Origin of the sequence: Pediococcus claussenii ATCC BAA-344 (assembly GCF_000237995.1) — a bacterium.
Classification (GTDB): domain Bacteria; phylum Bacillota; class Bacilli; order Lactobacillales; family Lactobacillaceae; genus Pediococcus; species Pediococcus claussenii.
The window spans coordinates 1,550,220-1,571,430 of record NC_016605.1; the positions used below are offsets into that span (position 1 = coordinate 1,550,220).

19 protein-coding genes and 1 pseudogene are annotated in these 21,211 nt (G+C 35.3%); 4 read left to right on the top strand and 16 right to left on the bottom strand.

Annotation, left to right across the window (positions count from 1 at the left end):
* Positions 1-78: 78 nt before the first annotated feature.
* Positions 79-954 carry a YihY/virulence factor BrkB family protein gene (locus PECL_RS07720; RefSeq protein WP_014216026.1) on the bottom strand — a complete coding sequence of 292 codons (876 nt, stop codon included), beginning with the start codon at positions 952-954 and terminating at the stop codon, positions 79-81.
* Between the two features lie 117 nt (positions 955-1,071).
* Positions 1,072-1,632: a Crp/Fnr family transcriptional regulator gene (locus PECL_RS07725; RefSeq protein WP_014216027.1), complete on the bottom strand. Its 561-nt coding sequence runs from the start codon at positions 1,630-1,632 to the stop codon at positions 1,072-1,074.
* A 91-nt stretch (positions 1,633-1,723) separates the two neighbouring features.
* Between PECL_RS07725 and PECL_RS07730 the strand changes: the two genes are divergently transcribed.
* Positions 1,724-2,311, top strand: a complete 588-nt coding sequence (locus tag PECL_RS07730; RefSeq protein ID WP_014216028.1) for an NAD(P)H-dependent oxidoreductase — start codon at positions 1,724-1,726, stop codon at positions 2,309-2,311.
* Between the two features lie 185 nt (positions 2,312-2,496).
* On the opposite strand, the gene PECL_RS07735 is transcribed toward PECL_RS07730, so the two are convergent.
* Positions 2,497-3,687: an SAM-dependent methyltransferase gene (locus PECL_RS07735; protein ID WP_014216029.1), complete on the bottom strand. Its 1,191-nt coding sequence runs from the start codon at positions 3,685-3,687 to the stop codon at positions 2,497-2,499.
* A 226-nt stretch (positions 3,688-3,913) separates the two neighbouring features.
* Entirely contained in the window at positions 3,914-4,519 is a 606-nt protein-coding gene (locus PECL_RS07740) for a TetR/AcrR family transcriptional regulator (protein WP_014216030.1), read from the bottom strand.
* Between the two features lie 138 nt (positions 4,520-4,657).
* On the opposite strand from PECL_RS07740, the gene PECL_RS07745 reads away from it, so the two are divergent.
* A complete protein-coding gene (locus PECL_RS07745; protein WP_014216031.1) occupies positions 4,658-6,130 on the top strand; it encodes an MDR family MFS transporter in 1,473 nt (490 codons plus the stop codon).
* A gap of 312 nt (positions 6,131-6,442) precedes the next feature.
* Here PECL_RS07745 and PECL_RS07750 read toward each other — a convergent pair whose 3' ends face one another.
* Both PECL_RS07750 and PECL_RS07755 read right to left on the bottom strand, forming a co-directional pair.
* Positions 6,443-7,276: an alpha/beta fold hydrolase gene (locus PECL_RS07750; RefSeq protein ID WP_014216032.1), complete on the bottom strand. Its 834-nt coding sequence runs from the start codon at positions 7,274-7,276 to the stop codon at positions 6,443-6,445.
* A gap of 109 nt (positions 7,277-7,385) precedes the next feature.
* Positions 7,386-7,958, bottom strand: a complete 573-nt coding sequence (locus PECL_RS07755) for a TetR/AcrR family transcriptional regulator (RefSeq protein ID WP_041534659.1) — start codon at positions 7,956-7,958, stop codon at positions 7,386-7,388.
* A gap of 474 nt (positions 7,959-8,432) precedes the next feature.
* Here PECL_RS07755 and PECL_RS07760 point away from each other — a divergent pair, with 474 nt between their 5' ends.
* On the top strand, positions 8,433-10,490 hold the full coding sequence (locus PECL_RS07760; RefSeq protein ID WP_014216034.1) for a cation:proton antiporter: 2,058 nt from the start codon (positions 8,433-8,435) through the stop codon (positions 10,488-10,490).
* A gap of 175 nt (positions 10,491-10,665) precedes the next feature.
* Here the strand turns inward: PECL_RS07760 and PECL_RS07765 are convergent.
* From PECL_RS07765 to PECL_RS07785, 5 genes and pseudogenes are all read right to left on the bottom strand, one after another.
* A pseudogene (locus PECL_RS07765) lies at positions 10,666-11,451 on the bottom strand (alpha-amylase family glycosyl hydrolase); the annotation flags it as partial.
* Positions 11,452-11,706: 255 nt separating this feature from the next.
* Positions 11,707-12,621, bottom strand: a complete 915-nt coding sequence (locus PECL_RS07770) for an NAD-dependent epimerase/dehydratase family protein (protein ID WP_041534660.1) — start codon at positions 12,619-12,621, stop codon at positions 11,707-11,709.
* Positions 12,622-12,684: 63 nt separating this feature from the next.
* On the bottom strand, positions 12,685-13,362 hold the full coding sequence (locus PECL_RS07775) for a type 1 glutamine amidotransferase domain-containing protein (RefSeq protein WP_014216036.1): 678 nt from the start codon (positions 13,360-13,362) through the stop codon (positions 12,685-12,687).
* Entirely contained in the window at positions 13,359-13,697 is a 339-nt protein-coding gene (locus PECL_RS07780; RefSeq protein ID WP_014216037.1) for an ArsR/SmtB family transcription factor, read from the bottom strand. Before PECL_RS07780 ends, PECL_RS07775 begins: the two co-directional genes overlap by 4 nt.
* Before the next feature lie 841 nt (positions 13,698-14,538).
* A complete protein-coding gene (locus PECL_RS07785; protein WP_014216038.1) occupies positions 14,539-15,423 on the bottom strand; it encodes a helix-turn-helix domain-containing protein in 885 nt (294 codons plus the stop codon).
* Positions 15,424-15,572: 149 nt separating this feature from the next.
* Between PECL_RS07785 and PECL_RS07790 the strand changes: the two genes are divergently transcribed.
* A complete protein-coding gene (locus PECL_RS07790) occupies positions 15,573-16,820 on the top strand; it encodes an MFS transporter (RefSeq protein WP_014216039.1) in 1,248 nt (415 codons plus the stop codon).
* A gap of 125 nt (positions 16,821-16,945) precedes the next feature.
* On the opposite strand, the gene PECL_RS07795 is transcribed toward PECL_RS07790, so the two are convergent.
* The 5 genes from PECL_RS07795 to PECL_RS07815 all read right to left on the bottom strand — a co-directional run bounded on the left by PECL_RS07795 (position 16,946) and on the right by PECL_RS07815 (position 21,092).
* Positions 16,946-17,611 carry a TetR/AcrR family transcriptional regulator gene (locus PECL_RS07795; RefSeq protein WP_014216040.1) on the bottom strand — a complete coding sequence of 222 codons (666 nt, stop codon included), beginning with the start codon at positions 17,609-17,611 and terminating at the stop codon, positions 16,946-16,948.
* A gap of 12 nt (positions 17,612-17,623) precedes the next feature.
* Complete coding sequence (locus PECL_RS07800) at positions 17,624-18,967, bottom strand: ABC transporter permease (RefSeq protein WP_014216041.1); 1,344 nt, start codon at positions 18,965-18,967, stop codon at positions 17,624-17,626.
* 144 nt (positions 18,968-19,111) lie between these two features.
* On the bottom strand, positions 19,112-19,639 hold the full coding sequence (locus tag PECL_RS07805; RefSeq protein ID WP_014216042.1) for an ECF transporter S component: 528 nt from the start codon (positions 19,637-19,639) through the stop codon (positions 19,112-19,114).
* 15 nt (positions 19,640-19,654) lie between these two features.
* Positions 19,655-20,227 carry a TIGR01440 family protein gene (locus PECL_RS07810; protein ID WP_014216043.1) on the bottom strand — a complete coding sequence of 191 codons (573 nt, stop codon included), beginning with the start codon at positions 20,225-20,227 and terminating at the stop codon, positions 19,655-19,657.
* Positions 20,220-21,092, bottom strand: a complete 873-nt coding sequence (locus tag PECL_RS07815) for a PfkB family carbohydrate kinase (protein ID WP_014216044.1) — start codon at positions 21,090-21,092, stop codon at positions 20,220-20,222. The genes PECL_RS07810 and PECL_RS07815 overlap by 8 nt, the downstream gene beginning before the upstream one ends.
* Positions 21,093-21,211: the final 119 nt, after the last annotated feature.

Below are 21,211 nucleotides of genomic sequence, written 5' to 3' on the forward strand. Positions count from 1 at the left end.
TTAAGCACTGCAATTAAAAATAACCTAACACTAGTTCCAAATTAACTCGTTTGGCACAAAACTAATGTTAGGTTATTTTTATGTTTTACTTTCGCTATCCGTTTTTGTCTCTTCGTTTTTCTTTGTATGCAAGTCCTGCCAAGTAGCGTTTATAACTCCTCCCAATAAAGCAATCATTGAAAGAAAATTAAGCCAAAACAGTACAATAATAAATGTTCCTAAAGCCTTATAACTACTTACAGAACGGGCAAAGTACTGTACGTAGAGTGAAAATAGTTGAGATAACAGCAATAGTCCAATCGTTGCAACTAGAGCACCCGGAATTGTATATCTGAATTTAATCTTCTTATGTGGAGCTAAATAATATAAAAGTGTTAAACAAATGAATGTTCCGATTAACATAATTGGCCACTTAATCTGACCAATCAAGTTGAATAAATCCCCCGGCAATTTAAAAATCGGTGTCAGATAGTACACTATTGTTTGTCCAAAACTAAAAAAGAATATCAGTGCCGCAATTATTGCAATAATCAAAAGTGTTAGTACAAATGCTAATATTCGACTAATAATCATGTTAGGACGCTTACTAATACCATAGGCCTGATTGATTGTATTCTGAAAAGCAACCATCGCCTTACTAGCTGAGTACAACGTTAAAAGCGCTCCAATTGATAGCAACCCACCATTTCCTCTGCCAAGAAAATCCCTAATAAACGGAGCGGCAACATCATAAATCGTATTTGGAATAGCGGTTTTTATATACTCTAAAACCGTTGCAATATCGATGTTTAAAATTGGTAGTAAACTTCCAAAAAACATTAAGGCCGGAAAAATTGATAATAACAAATAATATGATAAAACAATCGAGTTATTTGATATTTGCGAAGCACTATATCTTTTAATAAAGACCTGCATAAAAATTTTTGATTTTTGTACAATCGGTTTAAAATCCATCGGCAACCTCCGTTTCTAATATAGAAGTTTCTCAAAAGTTTCGCATCAATAACCAGTATCTTTATCTATCAGTATGCCAGAAAATACACTGAAATCGCTAACATTTTGATTGTAATATTAATTTTTGATCCTATGACGAATTCGACTTAACGAAACAGGTGTTATTCCCAAATACGACGCTAAATACATATCTGGCACCCTATCAACTAGCTCAGGGTTTACTCGTTCCAATCTCAAAAACCGTTCTTGAGGTGAATCTTCAATCCGTGACAAAAAATACTTTGTATAATCAATAAATCTCTTTGTTATTTGTTGTAACATAATATCTTTAAAAGACGGATATTGGCTAAATAAAAGTTGTAAATTACTCTTACTTATTATGCTGACACTTGTTTCTTCTACGCATTCAATTGAAAAATCACTCTGTATATCTTGTGTAAAACTCTCAAATGATGAAACCATCTGATTCTCTAGGAAAAACTGCAGAGTGATATCTTTTCCGTCGTGATTATGCCATAGTCGGACCATTCCTCTGTTCACAAAGAAAAGCTGATCCGCTATGTCTCCTTCATATAATAGATTTGTTTTGGCGGGAACTGTTTTTTCATAAAAGAAGTGCTGTATTCTGCTCCACTCCTTAGTTGATATATTGAATCGGTCTATGAAAGCCCTGTTCATCCTTTTTACCTCTTTACTTAACATATGTTAATGCACTTATTTTCAATCCAACCTAAAATATTATTAATATTTTTGATAGGAGAACTTAAATTTGAAAACTGTAATAATATTTGACCATCCATACACCGCAAGAGCCTCGGAAAACATTCCACATCATAGGTCGTTTTTAGCAGCACTCTTAAAAAGGGTTACGTCCACGCTAATAGAGAGGGGAGTTCAAGTTGATCTAATTGATTTGCATGCAGACCATTTCAATCCGACTATGACAGCTCAAGATTTATCTCATTGGCGTCAAGGAATCCCTTGTAATAGCCAAGTTGCCGATTATCAACAAAGAATCGCAGCCGCCGACCAAGTGATCTTCATGTTCCCGGTATGGTGGGAATTAATGCCTGCAATGACTAAGGGATTCATTGATAAAGTATATGCCAAAAACATTCTTTATACTGCTAAAAACATGAAAACTAAACTAAACCAACCAAAAATTGAAGTTATCACCACCATGACAACTCCTAACTGGCTTTATCGAATTTTTTTTGGATCACCACTAAAAAAAGCACTGTTCCGCGGAATGTTTTTAAAAACACGTTTGATTCATTTTAAATGGCATAACATTGCTGGATTGGACCAGAAAAGTTCTAGACAAAAAGAACGTATATTGCAATCATTTTCAATATAAAGACTAACCCAAACAATAATAAAACTGGATCAAAATTAAAATCTAAACGATTAAAAAACGGGACACAAGTCAAGTAACTCCGCTTAAAAGCAAACTTTGAATAACAATACCATCATCATTCTAAGTTTAACTTTAGCATTCGTCACTTATTGACTTGTGTCCCGCTCTCAATTTATTTTTGTGTTTTAGGCCTTCTGGTCGTCGGCCTGATAAATATATTCGCGTGTCATTGGCAAACCTGTACCGCTTGGAGCCTTGGTCAAAAGATATTGCATAACGTCAATATTTCCTGCCTCAAACGAACCCGCACATGCTTCAAGATATAGCGTCCACATTCTAGCAAATCGCATGCCATACTTTTCAATAACCTGATCTTTAACCTGATTATAGTTATCATTCCAAATTTCCAAAGTCTTTTGGTAATGACGACGCAATGGTTCAATATCTGAGAATTGGAGCTTAGCATCCATGATATGTTCAAGATTTTCAGCGGCGTTAGGAATATATCCACCAGGGAAAATATACTTAGTAATAAACGGATCAACACCAGCCCCTTGATGTTGCCCAGTAATCCCATGAATAAGTGCGCGACCTTCTGGCACCAAAAACTCCTGTACACGCTGGAAGTATAATCCTAGATTTTCTTTACCAACATGTTCAAACATTCCAACTGACGTCACATAGTCAAACTGATCATGAACTTCACGATAATCTTCTAATAGAATATCAACTTTTCCTTCTAAATGACGCTCTTTGATTTGTTGCTTGGTGTAATCATACTGCTCCTGACTAAGAGTAATACCAGTGGCATTCAAGCCGTATTCTTCAGCAGCAGTAAATAACAAAGTCCCCCAACCACTACCAATGTCTAAAAGACGCTTTCCAGCCTGTGGTTCTAGTTTGTTTAAAATATGACGGATCTTATTCATTTGAGCCTGTTCCAAGGTGTCATCATCATTTTCAAAATAGGCACAGGAATACGTCATAGTCTTATCTAACCAAAGTCGATAGAAATCATTCCCGATATCATAGTGACTCTGAACATCCTTTTGGCTGGCCTTTTCAGAATGTGATTGCTTAGGCAAGAACTTCAAGAATGAATTTTTTGTTAAAAAACTATCGGCTTGTCGATACGCCGACGTTACCAGCTCTTGAATACTCCCATCAATCTCAATGTCACCATCCATATATGCTTCAGCAAGAACCAAAGTAGGTTGATCAGTTAACGATTTTAATGGTATCGACTTTTTTATTTGAATCTTAACGACTGGCTCACCATCGCCATAAGATTCTTCCTTGCCATCCCAATAAGTAACCGAAACCGGAATATCAAACGCTCTACTCAATAATTGTCGATACGCTGTTTTTTCTAACACCAGAATTTCCCTCTCTCTAAGTTAAATAACTGAATTTTATCTGTGCAAGTATTTTACTACTTTTTAGTTAAAAATGTCAGTTAAAAGGCACTTTTAAATATAATAAATATTAAGGGGTTTTAATCAGAAAAAAATGATGTCATTTTTTACAAAACCACATAATATAACCTCAACTCGCCATTATAGCCGTTAGCATCTACATTGTTCAGATTAATCTTCCATAAATTTATTTTGGTGGCAATTCATTCTTATAACTCGGAATTAAAACTAAATTAATCAAATCATTAATTTTTTGTTGGTCAATTCCACCACCAATAAAAACGTGATAGCGTAACCATTCAAACGGCAATAATTGCAATGTTTCTGGAAGATCTCCCGGTCCAAGCTCACCGCGGTGCTGTGCTCGCAAAATAACTTTATCTATAGAATTTTTATCAGTTTTTGTTGCATCATTAATCATTTTTCGAAGAATTTCGCTCTGCTGCTGGGACACTTCCCCAATTAGATTGCCAACAGATAGTGCCCCAAAGGAACTCAAGCTAATGTTTAGGCGCTTAAATAACTGTGACAAATCTGCTTCAAGTGTTTTACCATTCAATGTTAATTGATCTAAACGCCCGTTATTCTCGGAAATTATTTGTGCTTGAACTGCCGAGATAATTAATTCAAACGGTGTATTCCAACGACGATAAATTACTGATTTACTCGTGTTTGCCCGCGTTGCAATTTTCCCAAAACTAAGCGCCGAAAAACCATCTTCTTTTAATAGTTCAAGAGCTGCCGTATAAATTGCTGCTTCTAGCTCTGAGCCATGCCGTCGCATCTTCACCATACTTTTACCTCCAACATAATTGTATTTCCATTATATCAGCATTTTTAAGAAACAAAAAGTTTCTTGTTGACTTTTTAAAGAACTAATAGTATCGTAAATATCGTTTTAAAGAACTATTAGTTTCTAAAAGGAGAAGTTATGGCAAAAAATAAAATTTCAAAAGAAACCATGTTAGTCGCATGGGTTGTTGTGTTCGGCGCAATGGCGCCCCTACTAGATTCAACAATGATGAATATTGTTATCAATAGTTTAGTACGAGATCTAAATAGTACTGTTACAACCGTCCAATGGACAATTACCGGTTATTTGTTGGCCACTGGTGTGGCTGTTCCATTTTCCAGTTGGCTAATAAATAAATTTGATGGTAAATATGTTTTTTTGACTGGTGAAATCCTATTTGCACTTGGATCCATCCTCTCGGCGATATCTCCAGGCATTAACTTTCTAATTGTTGCCCGCTTAGTTCAAGGATTTGCAGGTGGACTAATTATGCCATTGCTAACAACCCTGCTAGTTCAAACTGCTGGTGCAGACTCCATGGGACAGATGATGGCAACAGTTGGTCTACCAATTATTTTGGGACCTTTATTGGGACCAGTTATTGGCGGAATTATCATTAAATTTTTAAGCTGGCGTTGGATTTTTTGGGTAAACATTCCAGTTGCTATTGTGTCCATCGCTCTTATCCTTTGGAAAATGCCTAACTATCCCGCTCAAAACAAGCATGCCAAACTAGACATAGTGGGCATTAGCTTACTAGTTGCTTCTAGTAGTAGCATTATTTATGGGATGGTAAAGGCTGCCCATCAGGCTACTTTTACCAACGATACAACTATTACTTTCTTAATTATTGGGTTATTATCACTGCTTCTTTACATCGGATGGGCGATGTTACGTCGAAAATACGCCGTTATCCCCCTTAAACTTTTTGGCTTTGCTTCCTTTGATGGAGCGGCGGTCGGACTATTCATTGCAGGAACCTTGCTAAACGGGGCAATGTTGCTTTTGCCACTTTATTTTCAAAACGTTGAACACATGAGTGTAATTATGGCAGCATTAGCACTCTTCCCACAGGGATTAGGAATGCTAATTGCCCGCCCCTTAACCGGCCGTTTAACGGATAGCATCGGTGCAAAATATGTTGTTTTAGTCAGTACCATTATTACATTTGTCGGAACAATTCCATTTTATTGGATCAACCAAAGCACTAATTACTGGCTTGTGGCCTTAATACTGCTAATTCGTGGTATTGGTGCTGGTGGTATCTTTACACCACTAATGGCTGATTCATACACAGGAATGCAAAAAAATGATGTTCCAAGTGCCACGGTTGGCACAAGAATTATTCAAAATATCGGAAGTGCGTTTGGATCGGCTCTAATAACAACCCTTGTCACTTCATATTCAAAAACACAGGTTAAACTTTTTGAAAAGCACCTGACTGATGGTAAATATCATATTGCCGCCAGCCATTTAACCGAGTTTGTTCACACACACTTAGTAAATATCCGACTAGAATCTTTTCAATATGGATTTTTAATGATTTCGTTTGCAGCACTAATCATGTTAATTCCAACCATTTTCTTATCAAATAAAAGAAAATCAGTGTAACTAACCTATCATTATTTGTAACTTACAGATCGCAAAAGAACGCGAGCCATAAGTCGAAAAACAACGAGCACTACTAACGGCAATAATAAATGTTTTGTTCCACAAAATTCTGTTTCTCACACGTGGTGTATTTCTATAAGTAAAGACTACCCCCGTAGAAACTTACAAATGCAAAGGCCGAACGGTGAATGGTTTTATTCATCGTTCGGCCTTTGCATTTAAGTAGAAACATCTACCTTATCTCATGCATTTTTGTTATTTAATTCAAAAAATTAAATTCAGATTTTAGTTATACCTCATGTCCATCTTAATTCATAGCTGTTCTTTAAGCGTTTCAGCAAACCCTTCTGGCTTTTGTGCATAACCTAAGTGTCCGCCCGGAATGGAGGTAATCGACACATTAATTTTAAGTGAAAGGTCATTCATTACCATTTTGGGAAATGAATCTCCAGAATCACTACCGGTAAATAATACGATTTTATCGCGATTTTCTTTAAGTACATTAATATCAATCTCACGACTCGTATATTGTCGAATTTCATATTCAATCCAAAACAAACGTGACTGCAAAGATTTTTTTGCCCGTTCTGACGTTTGTTCCACGGGCTGTTGAAGCATCATCTGACGATCTAACTCTCCAATATGCATATCCTTTGCAAAGTTTTCCATCGCTTTTTTCATGTTTCCTTGCCCAGCTAGTTCGGCAATCTTATTGTTATTCATCTGCGCTTGCTTTTTAGCGTCTATAAATACTGTAATTGGAGATTCATGTAATAAGACCCTTTTAAATACTTCTGGATGATCTTGTAAAGTTTCCATAACTACTATTGACCCAGAACTAGATCCTAGAATGTAGGCTGGCTCTTTTGCAACTTCATTCACTAAAGCTGCAACATCATCGGCATCCTTTTTAATACGATACGTGCTATTCGGATTTTTTGCTTCTACTGGTAGTGGAACTGTTAGTTGACTTAACCCATAGTCTCGACGATCATACGTAATTACTGTGAACGTATCCTTTAATAATTCTGCTGTTTTTCTAAAAATATCCCCTGTCCCATTTGCTCCTGGAACAAATATCAACGCAGGCCCTTTTCCAATAACATTATATGAAAGTTTAGCGCCATTAACTGTCAAAAACGACATAATAAAATCCCCCTTTAAATAAGTTGTCTGATTTATGTCCACATCATAACCCCTTATTTAAAATGAATGAAGCACACTTTTAACATATTATGTCCCGTATCTGGAAAAATTACTTAGGTAAATTAATAACTGAATCAATACCTAATCCAGCTAATAGGCCGTCACGAGTCAGAGCCGTCAGTAGTTCTGCCATTTGTTCAGGAGATCGCGGATTATCCTCTAAAAGCCAGACACGTGTGACATGAACATGGGCACCAACAATATAGGTTGCAAGATCTTTCACAGGAATATTAGACTTATTACCTTTTAATAAACGTTCATAGCTATTAGTGGCAACAAGATACATTCTATCAACCAATGTAGGCCAACTTATTGTATTTACAAAAGCCGTATAAAGATACCTATTTTGATTTAAATAGTTAAAATAGTTTTGAAAGGGATTCTCCACTTCATCTCCAAAGTTAACCCGTGACGCGTTAAGGATTCCCTCTTCTAATTGAACACTTACCCAGCTCAAAAAATCTTCTTTGTTATCAAAGTTTCGATAAAAAGTAGATCGTGAAACCTTAGCTTTTTTTACCAATTGGCTAATAGATACATCGGAAATGTCTTTACCGCCCTTCACTAAATTAGCCAATGCTCCCATTAAGTAATTTGTACTTTTGATTTGCCGTCTGTCCAAGTTTAGCCCTACCAATCATTTTTAATTTCTTCAACCATAGTTTATACTATCCAGCATTTGAGACTCACATATTAATTTTGAATACAATTAAGAGACTGTAAAAATTAGGTATAGTTCCTTATGCAAATGGCACCTATTAGGATGTCTAAAGTTAGCGCCTAATTTGCGTTTTTGAGCGACCTTTCATATCTGCCCTCTAAAAACAGCTAGACTTCACAACATATTCTTATTAAATTTTCTAGGCTCTGTCAATTCAAAATAATTCTTTGTTTAAAGTCCCACAGAAATTTTTAATCACATCACTAAGCGTACAAGATTTTTTAAACAAGTTGGCTAATGTATCTAAGTCTTATTGAAATAACCTTTGAATTGTTTTGCATTATTGATTATTCATAATCGTCTTCTTTTAAACTTAATTCAAAAAAAGTTAATGAATAGTATAATTGATGTATTTAAGTTAGGAAGGGAGTATTTATGGCTGATTTTTATTTAATTGCACTACTATTGGTTGGAGTTATTAGTGCCAACGTTATTAAGCAGTTTATTCCTAAGGTACCCGAAACTTTCATTTTAATTTTAACCGGAGTAGTTCTATCATTCGTACCATTATTTCGTCATTTTGAGCTTGAACCAGAATTTTTTCTAATGATGATTATTGCCCCACTAATGTTTGTTGATGGGCAAAAACAATCCTTTGAAAAAATTCGTTCTAAATTTTCAGGGATTTTTTTACTTTCTGTATTCTTAGCTGTAGTTACTGCGATCGTCGTTGGCGTTACTGCTAATTGGATTGAAAAACAATGGACCTTACCACTCGCGATTGCACTAGCCGCGATTATCACCCCAACTGACGCAGTAGCTGTAAAATCACTAACTAGCGACAGTGAGATGCCCTCAGGCGTTGGCGAAGCACTAGAGCTAGAGTCCTTATTTAATGATGCGACTGGGCTAGTCCTGTTGGACCTTGCTTTATCTGTTTTATCAACTGGAACCTTTTCAATTATAAATGGCATTGTGCACTTTTTATTTGTCGCAGTGGGTGGCATTCTAGTTGGATTGATTGCGGGATTCGCCTTAGTTGCGCTGCGATTCAACCTAAACACTCGTGGTAAAAACCCTGAAATTACCACAATTCCAATCAGTTTATTAACTCCATTTGCCGTCTATCTTTTGGCTGAACATCTCGGAATGTCGGGCATTCTAGCCGTTGTTGCAACCGGAATTGAGCATAATTGGGAAGCAAATCGCTTGCGACTTTCTTCAACTAGCGTTCAACTAACCAATAATACCATTTGGAATGTTATTACCGATGTTCTAAATGACTTCGTATTTCTAATACTAGGTCTAGCTTTACCAACAATCTATGCCGACATCGTGGCTATGGGTTGGTCAGGAACTCTTCATTTACTATTAATTAGCGTTTTAGTTTATGTGATAATGCTTGTCCTTCGATACGTCTGGGCCGTGCGTGAAAAAAACGAAAGCATCGCTGAATTTTTCGGAAAGCCTAGTGATGAGCATCATCAATTTAATTCCGGTTTATTCGCCATTAGTGGAATCCACGGAACTGTGACGTTGGCAATGGCATTATCTTTACCTAATCACATTGGTGGTCATAATTTCCCATACCGTAATGAATTAATCATTATTGCCATGTTTGTGATTTTAATCAGTATGATAGTCAGTGCGGTTGTCTTAAATATCAAATTACCAAAAAAAGTTGTCGACTATGGTGAATTTGATTTAAATCAAGTCCGTAATAAGATGATTGATCAAACAATCTTAAAAATGCGTGTTTCAATTGATGATCGATCTATCCGCGATGCTTTAACCAACCAACTACAATCCCAAAAAACAATGGAAATGGATAATCGAAACAACTTATCGGATAACTACTACCTACTATTATCAGAAACTAAAGGTGTCATTGATAACTATCTTCACAGTCCTGAAGTAAGTCAACAATACAACAAGAAAACCATTGATATCTATGATAGTATGATGAATCGGATGTTAGTTGAAAAACGCCGAGTTAGTTGGAAACATATGCTCCGTCATTTATTCAAGGAAATTCTTTGGCATGCTCGATATCGTCCTAAACTAAATCGTGACAATTATAAAGTAGCGTACCAGCAAAAAATAGCTACTGATCCTAAATTCGCTAAGAAAGCTAAGCAAATTAAACAAGTTCGTCAAGAGCTGTTAGACTTAAATCAGGCCGTAGTTAGCTTAGTTGATCAATATTTAGATGACATTTTGCGGTCCCGTCTCACACAACAACGTGATGATAATAATTATATTTATATAGTTCAACATAACTTAAATCGATTTTTTGACGAAATCAACCATGAATATCGTGCTACTACTCAACCGATTGATGCTAAATATTATGCTGAAGCTTTTCAATATGAATATGATTTTATTCAACAAGGCCTTGCTAACGGAAGCATCTCGCAACCAATTGCCGGTACGTTGTACACCGAAATCAATCAAGCTCAGTTACTTCAATTACAACAGTTGCCAGTAGAATAATTAATAAAGACCAGCAAACTACGAATAGTTTACTGGTCTTTTTGAATGAAATGAGTTAGCCATCAAGTTTGATACTTGTTAATAAGTTCCCAATTAAACTATATTAGTTTACTTAAATCATTAACACACGTGCCTGCCATGGATAAATTTCGGAAAAATTAGTTTTATTATCATAATTATCGATAAGTACTTCCGCGTTTTTAAATTCAGTTGGAATGTTTATTTTTAATTTTTCACTAGTGAAGTTTCCCATAACCAATAGTTTATGTTTCCCAGCTGATCGGACATAACTATACACTTTTGAATTATCCGGCTCTAATAACTCATACGAGCCTGTCGTTATGATTGGCAATGTGTGGCGTAACTTTATCAATCTTTGATAATAGTAAAATACCGAATCTGGATCATTTAATACCTGTTTCACATTAATATCCTTATAATTGGGGTTCAGATCAATCCACGGTTTAGCTTCACTGAACCCAGCATACTTACTATCATTCCACTGCATTGGTGTTCTTGCATTATCACGAGATTTTAAATAAATATAGCGCATTACTGTTTTTGAATCTAAATTATGATGTTCAGTTAATTCCTTATAAATATTCTTAGTTTCCAAATCTTGGTAATCAGTAATATCAGTGAACTTGGCGTTCGACATCCCCAGCTCTTCACCTTCAAAAATATAGGGAGTTCCTTGCAACATATGTAGAATTGTTCCTAACATTTTGGCTGCTTTAATTCGATAATTTTCACTGTCCACTCCAAATCTGGTCACTGCTCTGGGCTGATCATGATTGCTCCAATACAAGCTATTCCAACCATTAGCATTGGCCATTTTTTCTTGCCATTCACTTAAAACTCGCTTTAAATCCTGCAATCTAAATCGCTTATCAGAAAATTTACCATACTTTCCATAATCTAAATGCATATGATCAAAATGAAATACCATATCTAATTCATGAATCCGAGACCCGTTGGCCGCGCCAATATAAAATAACTTCCAAAAGGTTTCCCCTTTGCCTCAAGCACCATTTAAAATCAGCGTTAATAACGATTAGTTCGCTGTATTCCACTAATCACAGCCAAGAAATTAATAATAAGATTGATCAAATTATGTGTACCAGCAAATCCTGTTGCATTTCAATTTATTGAATTTCCTACAAAGTATCACTCCAATAAACTAATTGTAGTCACCATCAAAATGAGTGTTCCATCATTACCTATTAAATATTTTCCGAACACCTTCTTCAAAAGAAGTAACCTTAAATTCTGGGAACTGCTGTTTAAATTTATCAGATGAAAAATTATTATCATCGCGATAGCGTGGTAAAAGTTCCAATAATTCTTTTGACTTCTGGCTAAACAAACTTCCAATTTTAAACACGACCATTTTAACTACCTTATAGCGAATCTTACGTCCTAAAACATCTTCACAAAGTCTAATTAAATTTTGATAAGTGATGCTTTCACTTGGTAGATGCCAAGTTCGACTGTACGCCGATTTGGTATTACCAATTAAAGCCATTGCTCGACTTGCATCTGGTGTCCAAATCAACGTTCTCAAAGCCTTGGCACTGATCGGAACAAATGGAGTTTTACCATTCTTAATTCGGTTAAAAATCATCGTATTAGTAATACTTTGGGTATTGTCAGGTCCATAAAATTCCGGTGCTCGACAAATCACTGCTTCAAGTTCCCCACGTTCCATAGCATTTAATACTTTAGTCGCGACTTTAGCACGAACGGTTGATTTACGACCCGTTGGAACAAATGGGCTGCTCTCCACCTGTAGATCAGAATTCTTTGCATACATGTAGGTATTATCAAAAAACACTAGTTTACTATCACTTACTTCACAGGCACGGATAACATTATCAATAATTGTTGAAAATTGAGACTCCCACATATCCGAATTCATGGGTAATCCGACTGTAAAATATACAATTTCACTACCTGAAATTGCTTGCAGTGTTTCGTCATAATTCAGTAAATTAGCTGGTTTAATTTCATCCGTATCATGAATCTTTTTAGGATTACGACTAACCAATCGCAAATTTTTAGTATAATTTTGATACAGTTCTTCAGCCAATTCATGTCCAATTTGACCGTTACTTCCTAAAATTGTTTGCATCATTTACTCCTTAACTCGTTTCTCAGTTTAATCTTTTAAATCAAATTTTCTAAAAAAATATGTTTATTTCAAATTTTGAATTAGCAATTTAGCTACCGCATGCGCTGAAAAAGGATTTTGACCAGTTATCAGTTGATCATCCTGCAACGCGAACTCTTTATAAGCACGCTTTTCTTTAAAGTTAGCTCCACGCTTTTCTGCCTCAACCTTATTCAAAAATGGTACAACTGAGCGTTTACCTGCCAATATTTCCTCTGACCTAGTAAAACCAGTGATTGTTTTGCCAGCAATTAAGTAATTGCCTTTGTTGTCCTTAATATTTAGCAATCCAGCGATTCCATGACAGACAGAAGTGACGTAGCCGTTGTTTTGGTAAATATCTATTGTAATTTTTTGTAACGCTTCATCTTCCGGAAAATCCCACATTGTGCCGTGACCGCCAGCATAGTATATCGCAACATAATCATCTGGATTAACCTCTGATGGACTAAGTGAATTTGCCAAAGCTCTGTTCTGAAAATCTTTAGTTGCATAAAAGTTCATGATTGATTCATCAACGTACTTCATACTTCGGGGATCAAGTGGCACGAAGCCTCCTTTAGGACTAACATAATCAACTTCAAAACCCGCTTTTTGAACATCTTCAGCAAATTCCGTGGCTTCTCCTAACCATAATCCTGTAGCGTCTTTTGTATCGCCATAACTTGTTACATTGGTTTCAACAATCAAAATTTTTTTCATTTTCGATTACTTCCTTCAATTACTTTATTAACATTTACCAATAAATTTTGTAATTTTTTTATACTACTCAAGTCATGTGATAGATAATAATAGTTTTTGGTGCCTTCACTGCGATACTCGATTAATTTTGCCTGGCGTAACACCTTTAAATGATGTGAAACAGCGGGTCTTGAAAGTCCTGTAACCTCAGTTAAGTCGTTAACTCTGAGACCCTTGCATACGTTTTCAGTTGCCATTAATTCAATGATAATTGATTGTCGCTTTTCATCACCTAAAGCAATCAAAAAATCACTAATGTCATTAAATTCTGCTTGTAATTCTTTTAAGTTTTCCATTTTCGTTTCCTTTGGTTTAATGTTTTAAACCATTAAACCATCATCATGAAAAATTGTCAATTATTAATGTTCAAAAGTCGAATTTCCTATAGATTCCAACTCCAGCCTAGTAAAAATTAATTACTTGTTCATTGTTAGTATTAATCATTTATCCGGGTAAAAAAGGAGAAAAAGAGAGGTTATTCTCCTTTTCTCCTAAATATATTATTGTGTAAATACTAACTCACATTAGCCATTGTAAATGCTATAATCATTAAATTGATATGTTATAGAACTGCATGGTAGCGCCGAAATTTGAAAGTGGAGGTGTTTGCCAATGCAAAAAGAATTTTGTTTTCACTTTTCATCGAATTCTGGGGGATATCAGCGTCCATGTTTTCCGGGTTCGACTGGATCGCCAAGTTTGTCAAAAATTTGAGTTTAATAAACTCACCTTTTGTCCAACTGGTGTGTATCTTTGCGACTGTTGTTATCGTCATAGTAATATGCGTTACTGTAGTTGTAATTTTAGCATGATAAAACAAAAAAACGCTTTGCTTGACCGGCAGCGTTTTTTGAAATAGTAATTCTGTTTTAAAATCATCGGTGCTATTAGGCTGTTTCTATAAGTAGCAAGCCTTATCAACACTGGAAGTCATGAATTCCCGTTCATGGCTTCTTTTCATACCCAATTGTATAACGTTAATTTTTTTTGGCAATATTTTGAGCAAAAAAAAAGAAACATTTCACTTTATTTTCTTCTACTAACCTATTTCTTTTTTCAGCAAAGGTATACCTTTCTTCTTTCATTTCATTATATTTCTCACTTATTGATTCGTTTCTAATAGCTAATTTTAAAATCCTAATTTATTTTTCTATGAACTTCAGCATGCTCTCGGTGCGTTCTAATAAGTGATTTAAAATCCGTAACCTGCATTCCGAGGTAAACTTGAAATTCGAGTAATTTTTGAAGATCACACTTAGCCTTCTCAAAATCTTCAAAATAAAGTTTAAACAATAAAACACTGGTTTTTCTGTAAAGCAAAGCATCAATTGGATCATTTTTTTCCAAATTATCTTTGCCAATTAAATCAAATATATCGTGTGCTTCTTTATAATCTTGATTCACTAATAGGGTCTGCAAACAATTTAAATTAATCTGTTCTCGAAGAATTACAACCTTTTCTCTATCAAAATCCATATATTCATTAAGAACCTTGTACGACTGTTTAAAAACATTTATTAAATCTTGTACGTCGTCCTGAAACAAAAAAATGGTGTGCACAAACAATTGAACATCAACTAATGTCCAATTTTTCATCAAAGTAAGGTGGAATTTAAGAGGAATTAGCGGCTCATATGTCATTTTAAATTTTCTTGAACCAGCAATATAGTAATATAAATATGCCTGAGCACTAAGAAGGCGAACACGCTCATTTTTCGAATTTCTAAATGTTTCATAGAAACTTTTGACAAATTTAATATCACCGGCATAGTAATGCTTAAATAACTCTTTTTGTATCTCAATTGATTGAGGACTTTTATACTCATTTTGAATATATTTAAATTCTTCTAATGAAATTTCTAATCTTTCTAAAAATGTTAAAAAGGCGCTTGCCTTTATTTCATATTTTCCGTGTTCAAATGCTGAATAAAATGACCGTGACACTACCCCATCATATATTTCATACTGTGTAATTCCCTTTAACCGACGAATTTTACGAATAGTTTCTCCTAATTTTTTCATAATTATGTCCAGTATTCAGGACTTTTTCCCTCTTTTCAATCTGTATACTGTATTATATACTTTATTCATTTCAAAAATAACAAAACAATTAAAATTAAATAAGCGTTTATCTAATTTTAAAAAATCAATTTTGAATAAAAGGAAAATTAATGGAACTTTCAACAAATCATTTAACCCAAACAATAAAAGCCGTAAGTTCTGATTTTATTGGATCCATCAGTAGCACCATGCTCTCGTTTATTTTGGGACTATATATTCTGAATCATTATTCATCAGGAATTATTTTTTCCGTATCTCAAATACTTGGGCCATTTATCGGTTTTCTTCTATGGCCTCTAATTGGAACAATTATTGATAGGTTTAATCACAAAAAAATAATTTTACTTTCTCAACTAATCAGCATCTTTGGAATAATTATTTTCGCACAACAAATTGGAAAACAAAATAATCTAGTTAGTTTATTCAGTCTTATTATTCTGATACAAACGAGTCTTTATTTTATCAACATTAGTTATGCTTCCTCTGTTTCATCAATGGTTGAAAAACGTTACATTGGAAGATTAAACTCACTAGAAAATATAGCTAAATCTTTATCCAACATTTTAGGCCCGATTTTAGGTGGAGTTTTATTTTCTAAAGTTTCGATCACATATTTTCTTTGGATTGAATGTTTCTCAGAAATAATCTCTTTACTAATTACTATGTCAATTAATTTCAATATATTTTCTAATAAGTCAATTAATTCTTCCAGACCAGACACCTCTATCTTTTCAGGATTTAGATATTTGAAGTCCAATCGAACCATTCGTCTATTAATATTTGAAAATACATTAAGCAACGTTTTCACACCCGTTATTAGTATTGGAATTCCAATAGTTGCTATTCAATTGTTAAACATCAATAGTTCAAGTTTTGGAAGCATTGAAGGAATATCCGGTTTAGGACTAATTTTAGGTGGAATATTATCTTTTTTATCAAAAAAGAAGATCTCAATTCGCCATATTCAATTTCCTTTACTTTTTCAAAGTTTAACATTTTTAATTCCAACAACTTTGTTCTTTAGCAATTCACATTGGATTAATTTCTTAATCTTAAGCATGACCTATTCATTGTTTGCAGCAAGCATTAACTATTTTAATATTCAATTTAATACCTATCAGCAAACACATGTAAAGACACATTTACAGGGAAGAGTTTTTACTATCTCACTTGTTCTTTCACAACTGTTTTCCCCAATTGGAAAAATTATCTTTGGAATTTTATTTACCCACCCAACGATGTCAAAAACAGTTGCTATTTATATAAGTACTTTCAGTCTTCAGCTTCTAGTTGTATCCATATTTACGATTTTTCTTCTTAAATTCCACACCACACTGGCCCCAAAAGAGTATAAATAAAAAACAAGCCCAAAAACCAAATAAGATTTTTGAGCTTGTTCTACATTATATTTTGAGTTTATCCCAAGTACTAAGGGGCAAATCTTTCTCGAAATTCGATGTTATCAATTAAAAACAGAATATTTTTAAGACTGTTTTCCAGAATCAGGCGTTAACCCTCGCAACAAGAACTCCATAATCTCATCAACTGTTTCTGTAATATCCAATTGAACTTCTGGTGTGGTCAATACAGCCGGTAAAATATATCCTAATAGTGTTGAAAAAATATATCTCAAAATTCGTCCCGGTTGCCACTTAACCAGCTGTCCTTTTGCTTGGTAAAAAGCCAACGTTTGCCCTAATGGTCCTTGAATTAAGTCAATAATTTGTCTATCCAGTCCTTCCAGAACTTTGCGATTCGTAAAAGCCTCTTGCGCCATAATCAGTATTTGCTTTTGATTATCAAGTGCAAACATAAGTCGGTCAGTTACCATATTTCGTAATAAATCGCTAAATTCAGCATAGTCGGTATTGATAACCGATCCAGTAAATTCATTTGCAATCTTAGGAAATACTTGTTCGATGAACGGTTTTAAAATTGCTTGTAAAATTTCATCTTTTGTCTTAAAACGTTTATAAACCGTTCCTTCCGAAACTCCAGCCATTCTAGCAATATCACGAGTACTGGTCTGTGTGAAGCCCTTACTAGAAAACAACTCCAAGCTAGCTAATAGAACACCCTTTTGCTTCTCAGTTACACCCATCTCGTTTAAACTTTCGGCAAATAACACTGAAACATTATTGTTAGCCATCACTACAACCTCCTAAACCTGACGATAACGTCGCATAAACGTTAAGTTAAGAATTAAGAAAATCGCTGCAAAGATTACCAAAGCTAGCAGATCTGGTGCAATCTGACCAATGGTATATCCCTTTTCAATTACGTTAGACATTGCGCCGGCACCGTAGTACAGTGGGAAAATTTTAGCAATTGGTTGAAGCCATCCTGCCATTGAGCTGATTGGAATGATTCCTGAGAAGAAGACTTGTGGAATTACAACAATCGGAATGAACTGTACCATTTGAAATTCTGAGGCCGCAAATGTTGAAATGAATAACCCCAGTGCTAATGCCACAAATGCTAACAGGATGTTAATCAAGAAAACGTTCCAAATACTACCCAGAATTTGAATTTTAAATACAAAGAAACTATAGCCAACAATCAACGTTGTTTGCACCAAAGCAAAGATTCCATAACCCGTTAGGTATCCGGTGATAATTTCGCCACGTTTAATTGGCGTTGCTAACAAACGATATAACGTTCCGGTGGTTCGCTCCCGTAATAGTGCGATTCCTGAAATTAAGAATACAAAGAAGAAAACTACAAATCCAATCATAATTGGTAACAATGTATCAAAGAAAGTTGAATTACTACTACCATATAGATAATGTGTTTTAACAGTATAGTTGGTGTTATTAGTTTTAGGTGCCTTCATCTCCGGCATCTTTGCCATCGCAGTGGAACCAGTTGCTGCACCTGATTTAGCAGACGGGTTTGCTGCTGCCATTGTTTTTTGGAGCTTTTCAATGACGGCTGCTTGGGCTTTTAGCGCCGTTGCTTGAGCCTTAATTGCCTTACTCTGGGTTTTAATCGCCATACCAGCTGCTTCACCCTTTAGCTTAGCTTCTGCACCAGTCAAACTCTGCTTAATAATAGTACTCTTGCTTTGGTCACTATTTGCTAACGTCAAAGTCAATTTGTCGCCGTCTTGTTTTAGATAACCATCATAATTATGTTCCCGAATAACGGTTTTAGCTTTATCATCATTTGAAACTTTATGAAACTTCATATGATCATTTTTCATCGCACCAAAAAAGGTTAGATTCTCACGTGCCGTTAAAGTTGTGTATAAGGCATCATTTTGTGCCATAAATCCAATTTTTGCTAACAACTCCCGATTTGGCATCGTCTTACCCAATACCGTAACGGAACCGTGTTTGGGTTTTAACATCCCCATAATTGTGCTAACTAAAGTTGTTTTACCAGCTCCACTTGGCCCGATTAGTCCTAGGATTTCGCCGCTGTTAACTTTTAAATTAATATTTTTCAAAACAATGGTTTTACCATAACCCTGTTGCAGATCCGTAACCTTAATTGTTTCAGTCATTTTATCCACCCCAAATTCTTTTAGTGAGTATGTGCTCACTCACTATATTAAACAAATAAAAAAGAATTGCAAGTTTAAACTCACAATTCTTAATTAAAATCCCTAGTAAAATATTAGATTAGGCGGTTCGTTGAAGATATACAATCAATGATCTAAACCAACATGTTCCATTCTTCGTCTTACCTTGTCTATGACTGGCACAAGCGGTATTGCTACTAAGCCACCTATAAAGCCTTGAAATAAATTTGTAGGCACTCCAATTAACCCCGTTGCTCGACTGTATAATAAGCTGTCTGCAATAAAATATCCTAATACCATTAGCAACCCACCAGCGATGACACTGAGAATTTTAGCTCTTAAACTATTTCGATTTTGAAACAACCATCCTGTGATAACTCCTTCTAACCCATGAACAATTAGAGAAAAAAACATGTACTGGGCATAGCCCGAGATTAAATCTAGCAAAAATCCACTTAAAGCTCCAATCACGCCACCTTTTTTAGGTCCGAGGCAGAGTGCACCAATAAATACGCCGGCGTCACTCAAGTTCACATTTCCGTGTGTAAGGGGAATTGGAATAATAAAGACTCGACTGATTACTACCGTACAAGCAATCAACATGGCCGTCATCGTTAAATCACGGACTGCCAAACGATTTGCCATGTTATTCATAGAACTTCCTCCTACTCACTTTAAATCTTGTAAGTTTTTTTCTGTAAATTCATACTGGGCACGCTGACCCCCAATTAGTTTAGGTCGTGATGATAGACCAACCACACGCGCTTCTCCAACATCTCGTTTTTCTAAACGAACCGGAATTTGGACAAATTTAACGTGCATTCCAATTTCCGTTCCGCCAATATCAATTCCTCCAGCTGCAACAATGTGCTCCACTTCAACTGGATTCTCAAAGTTCTGATAAGCTGCAACCTGAGTACCACCGCCTGCATGCATAGCCGGAACCACTGAAACTTGTTCAAAATCATGGGATTCTGCAACTTGCCGTTCTAGCAATAAAGCTCGGTTAATATGTTCACAACCTTGAACTGCTAAGTTTAATCTTCTTGGTTTCAAAAAACTTTGCACAGTTTCTACAACTATTTTACCAACTTCAAGGCTTGAACCAGTTCCTTTCCAGCTTCCTAAAATCTCACTAGTACTGCAACCTACTACAAATACTGAACCAACTGGCAATGTTACTTTATTAAAATAATCTTCTAAAACTTCTGACAATTCTTGCTTAATCTGTTCGTTATTCAAGATTTTCACCCAATCCTTCAATTTGTTTTTGTAACTCATTAATCGCACAACCCACGTTTAATCCATAATGAGAGCTTTGATCCTTGCGACTGGTTTTTAAGATTGTACTTCGGACAACTTTAGAAGCCACTTCAATGGATTTTTCCAGTAAACTATTACTAGCTAAACATCCTGTTAAAACGGCCGCAAATAAATCGCCCGTTCCATCAAAATGCCCCGTCACCTTTGGTTGCTCAAACCGCTTAACATGTCCATTTACTAACCAAACTGTACTAATAGTTTCTGTATCATGAACACCAGTTATAATTAATTGGCTATTCGGTTTCATAACTGTCTGTAATGCGTCGAAAAGTTGGATCAGTTCATCATTTGTTGGATAGTGTCCCACTTTAATATCTGCTAGCAATTGTGCTTCCGTGATATTGGGCGTAACAATATTGGCCTTGCCTAATAAACCGCGCATCGCATCAACATAGTTCGCATCAAAACCCGCATATAACTTTCCAGAGTCTGCCATTGCAGGATCTAAAACGACCATTCCAACTAAGTCTCTATCTAAAAACTCTTGCATCACCTTAATCATTTCAACTGATCCAAGATAGCCTAACAAACCAGCGTTTAGTTTAAGATTACCCAGCTTATTCCATGATTGAACAGAATTTTTCCACCAGCAGTGTAAATCTAAGATTTCAGGTTTACCAAACCCCTCTGTTTGTGCCGACAATAACATTGTTGGCACAGGTACTACTGTAAATCCAAATGTAGCTAAAATTGGCAAAGCAATCCCCATCGAAATTGAGCCCAACGAAGATAAGTCCTCCGCTACGATTACTTTTTTTTCTTGATTTTGTTCAACGTGTGCCATTATCATCGACCCTTCATGTGAATTAGCATTTAAAATTATAATCAGACCATTAAAATACTAAATTACAATAAATGGTCAAAACTAAATTTAACACAAATCTTTTAAATAAACGATTGAAT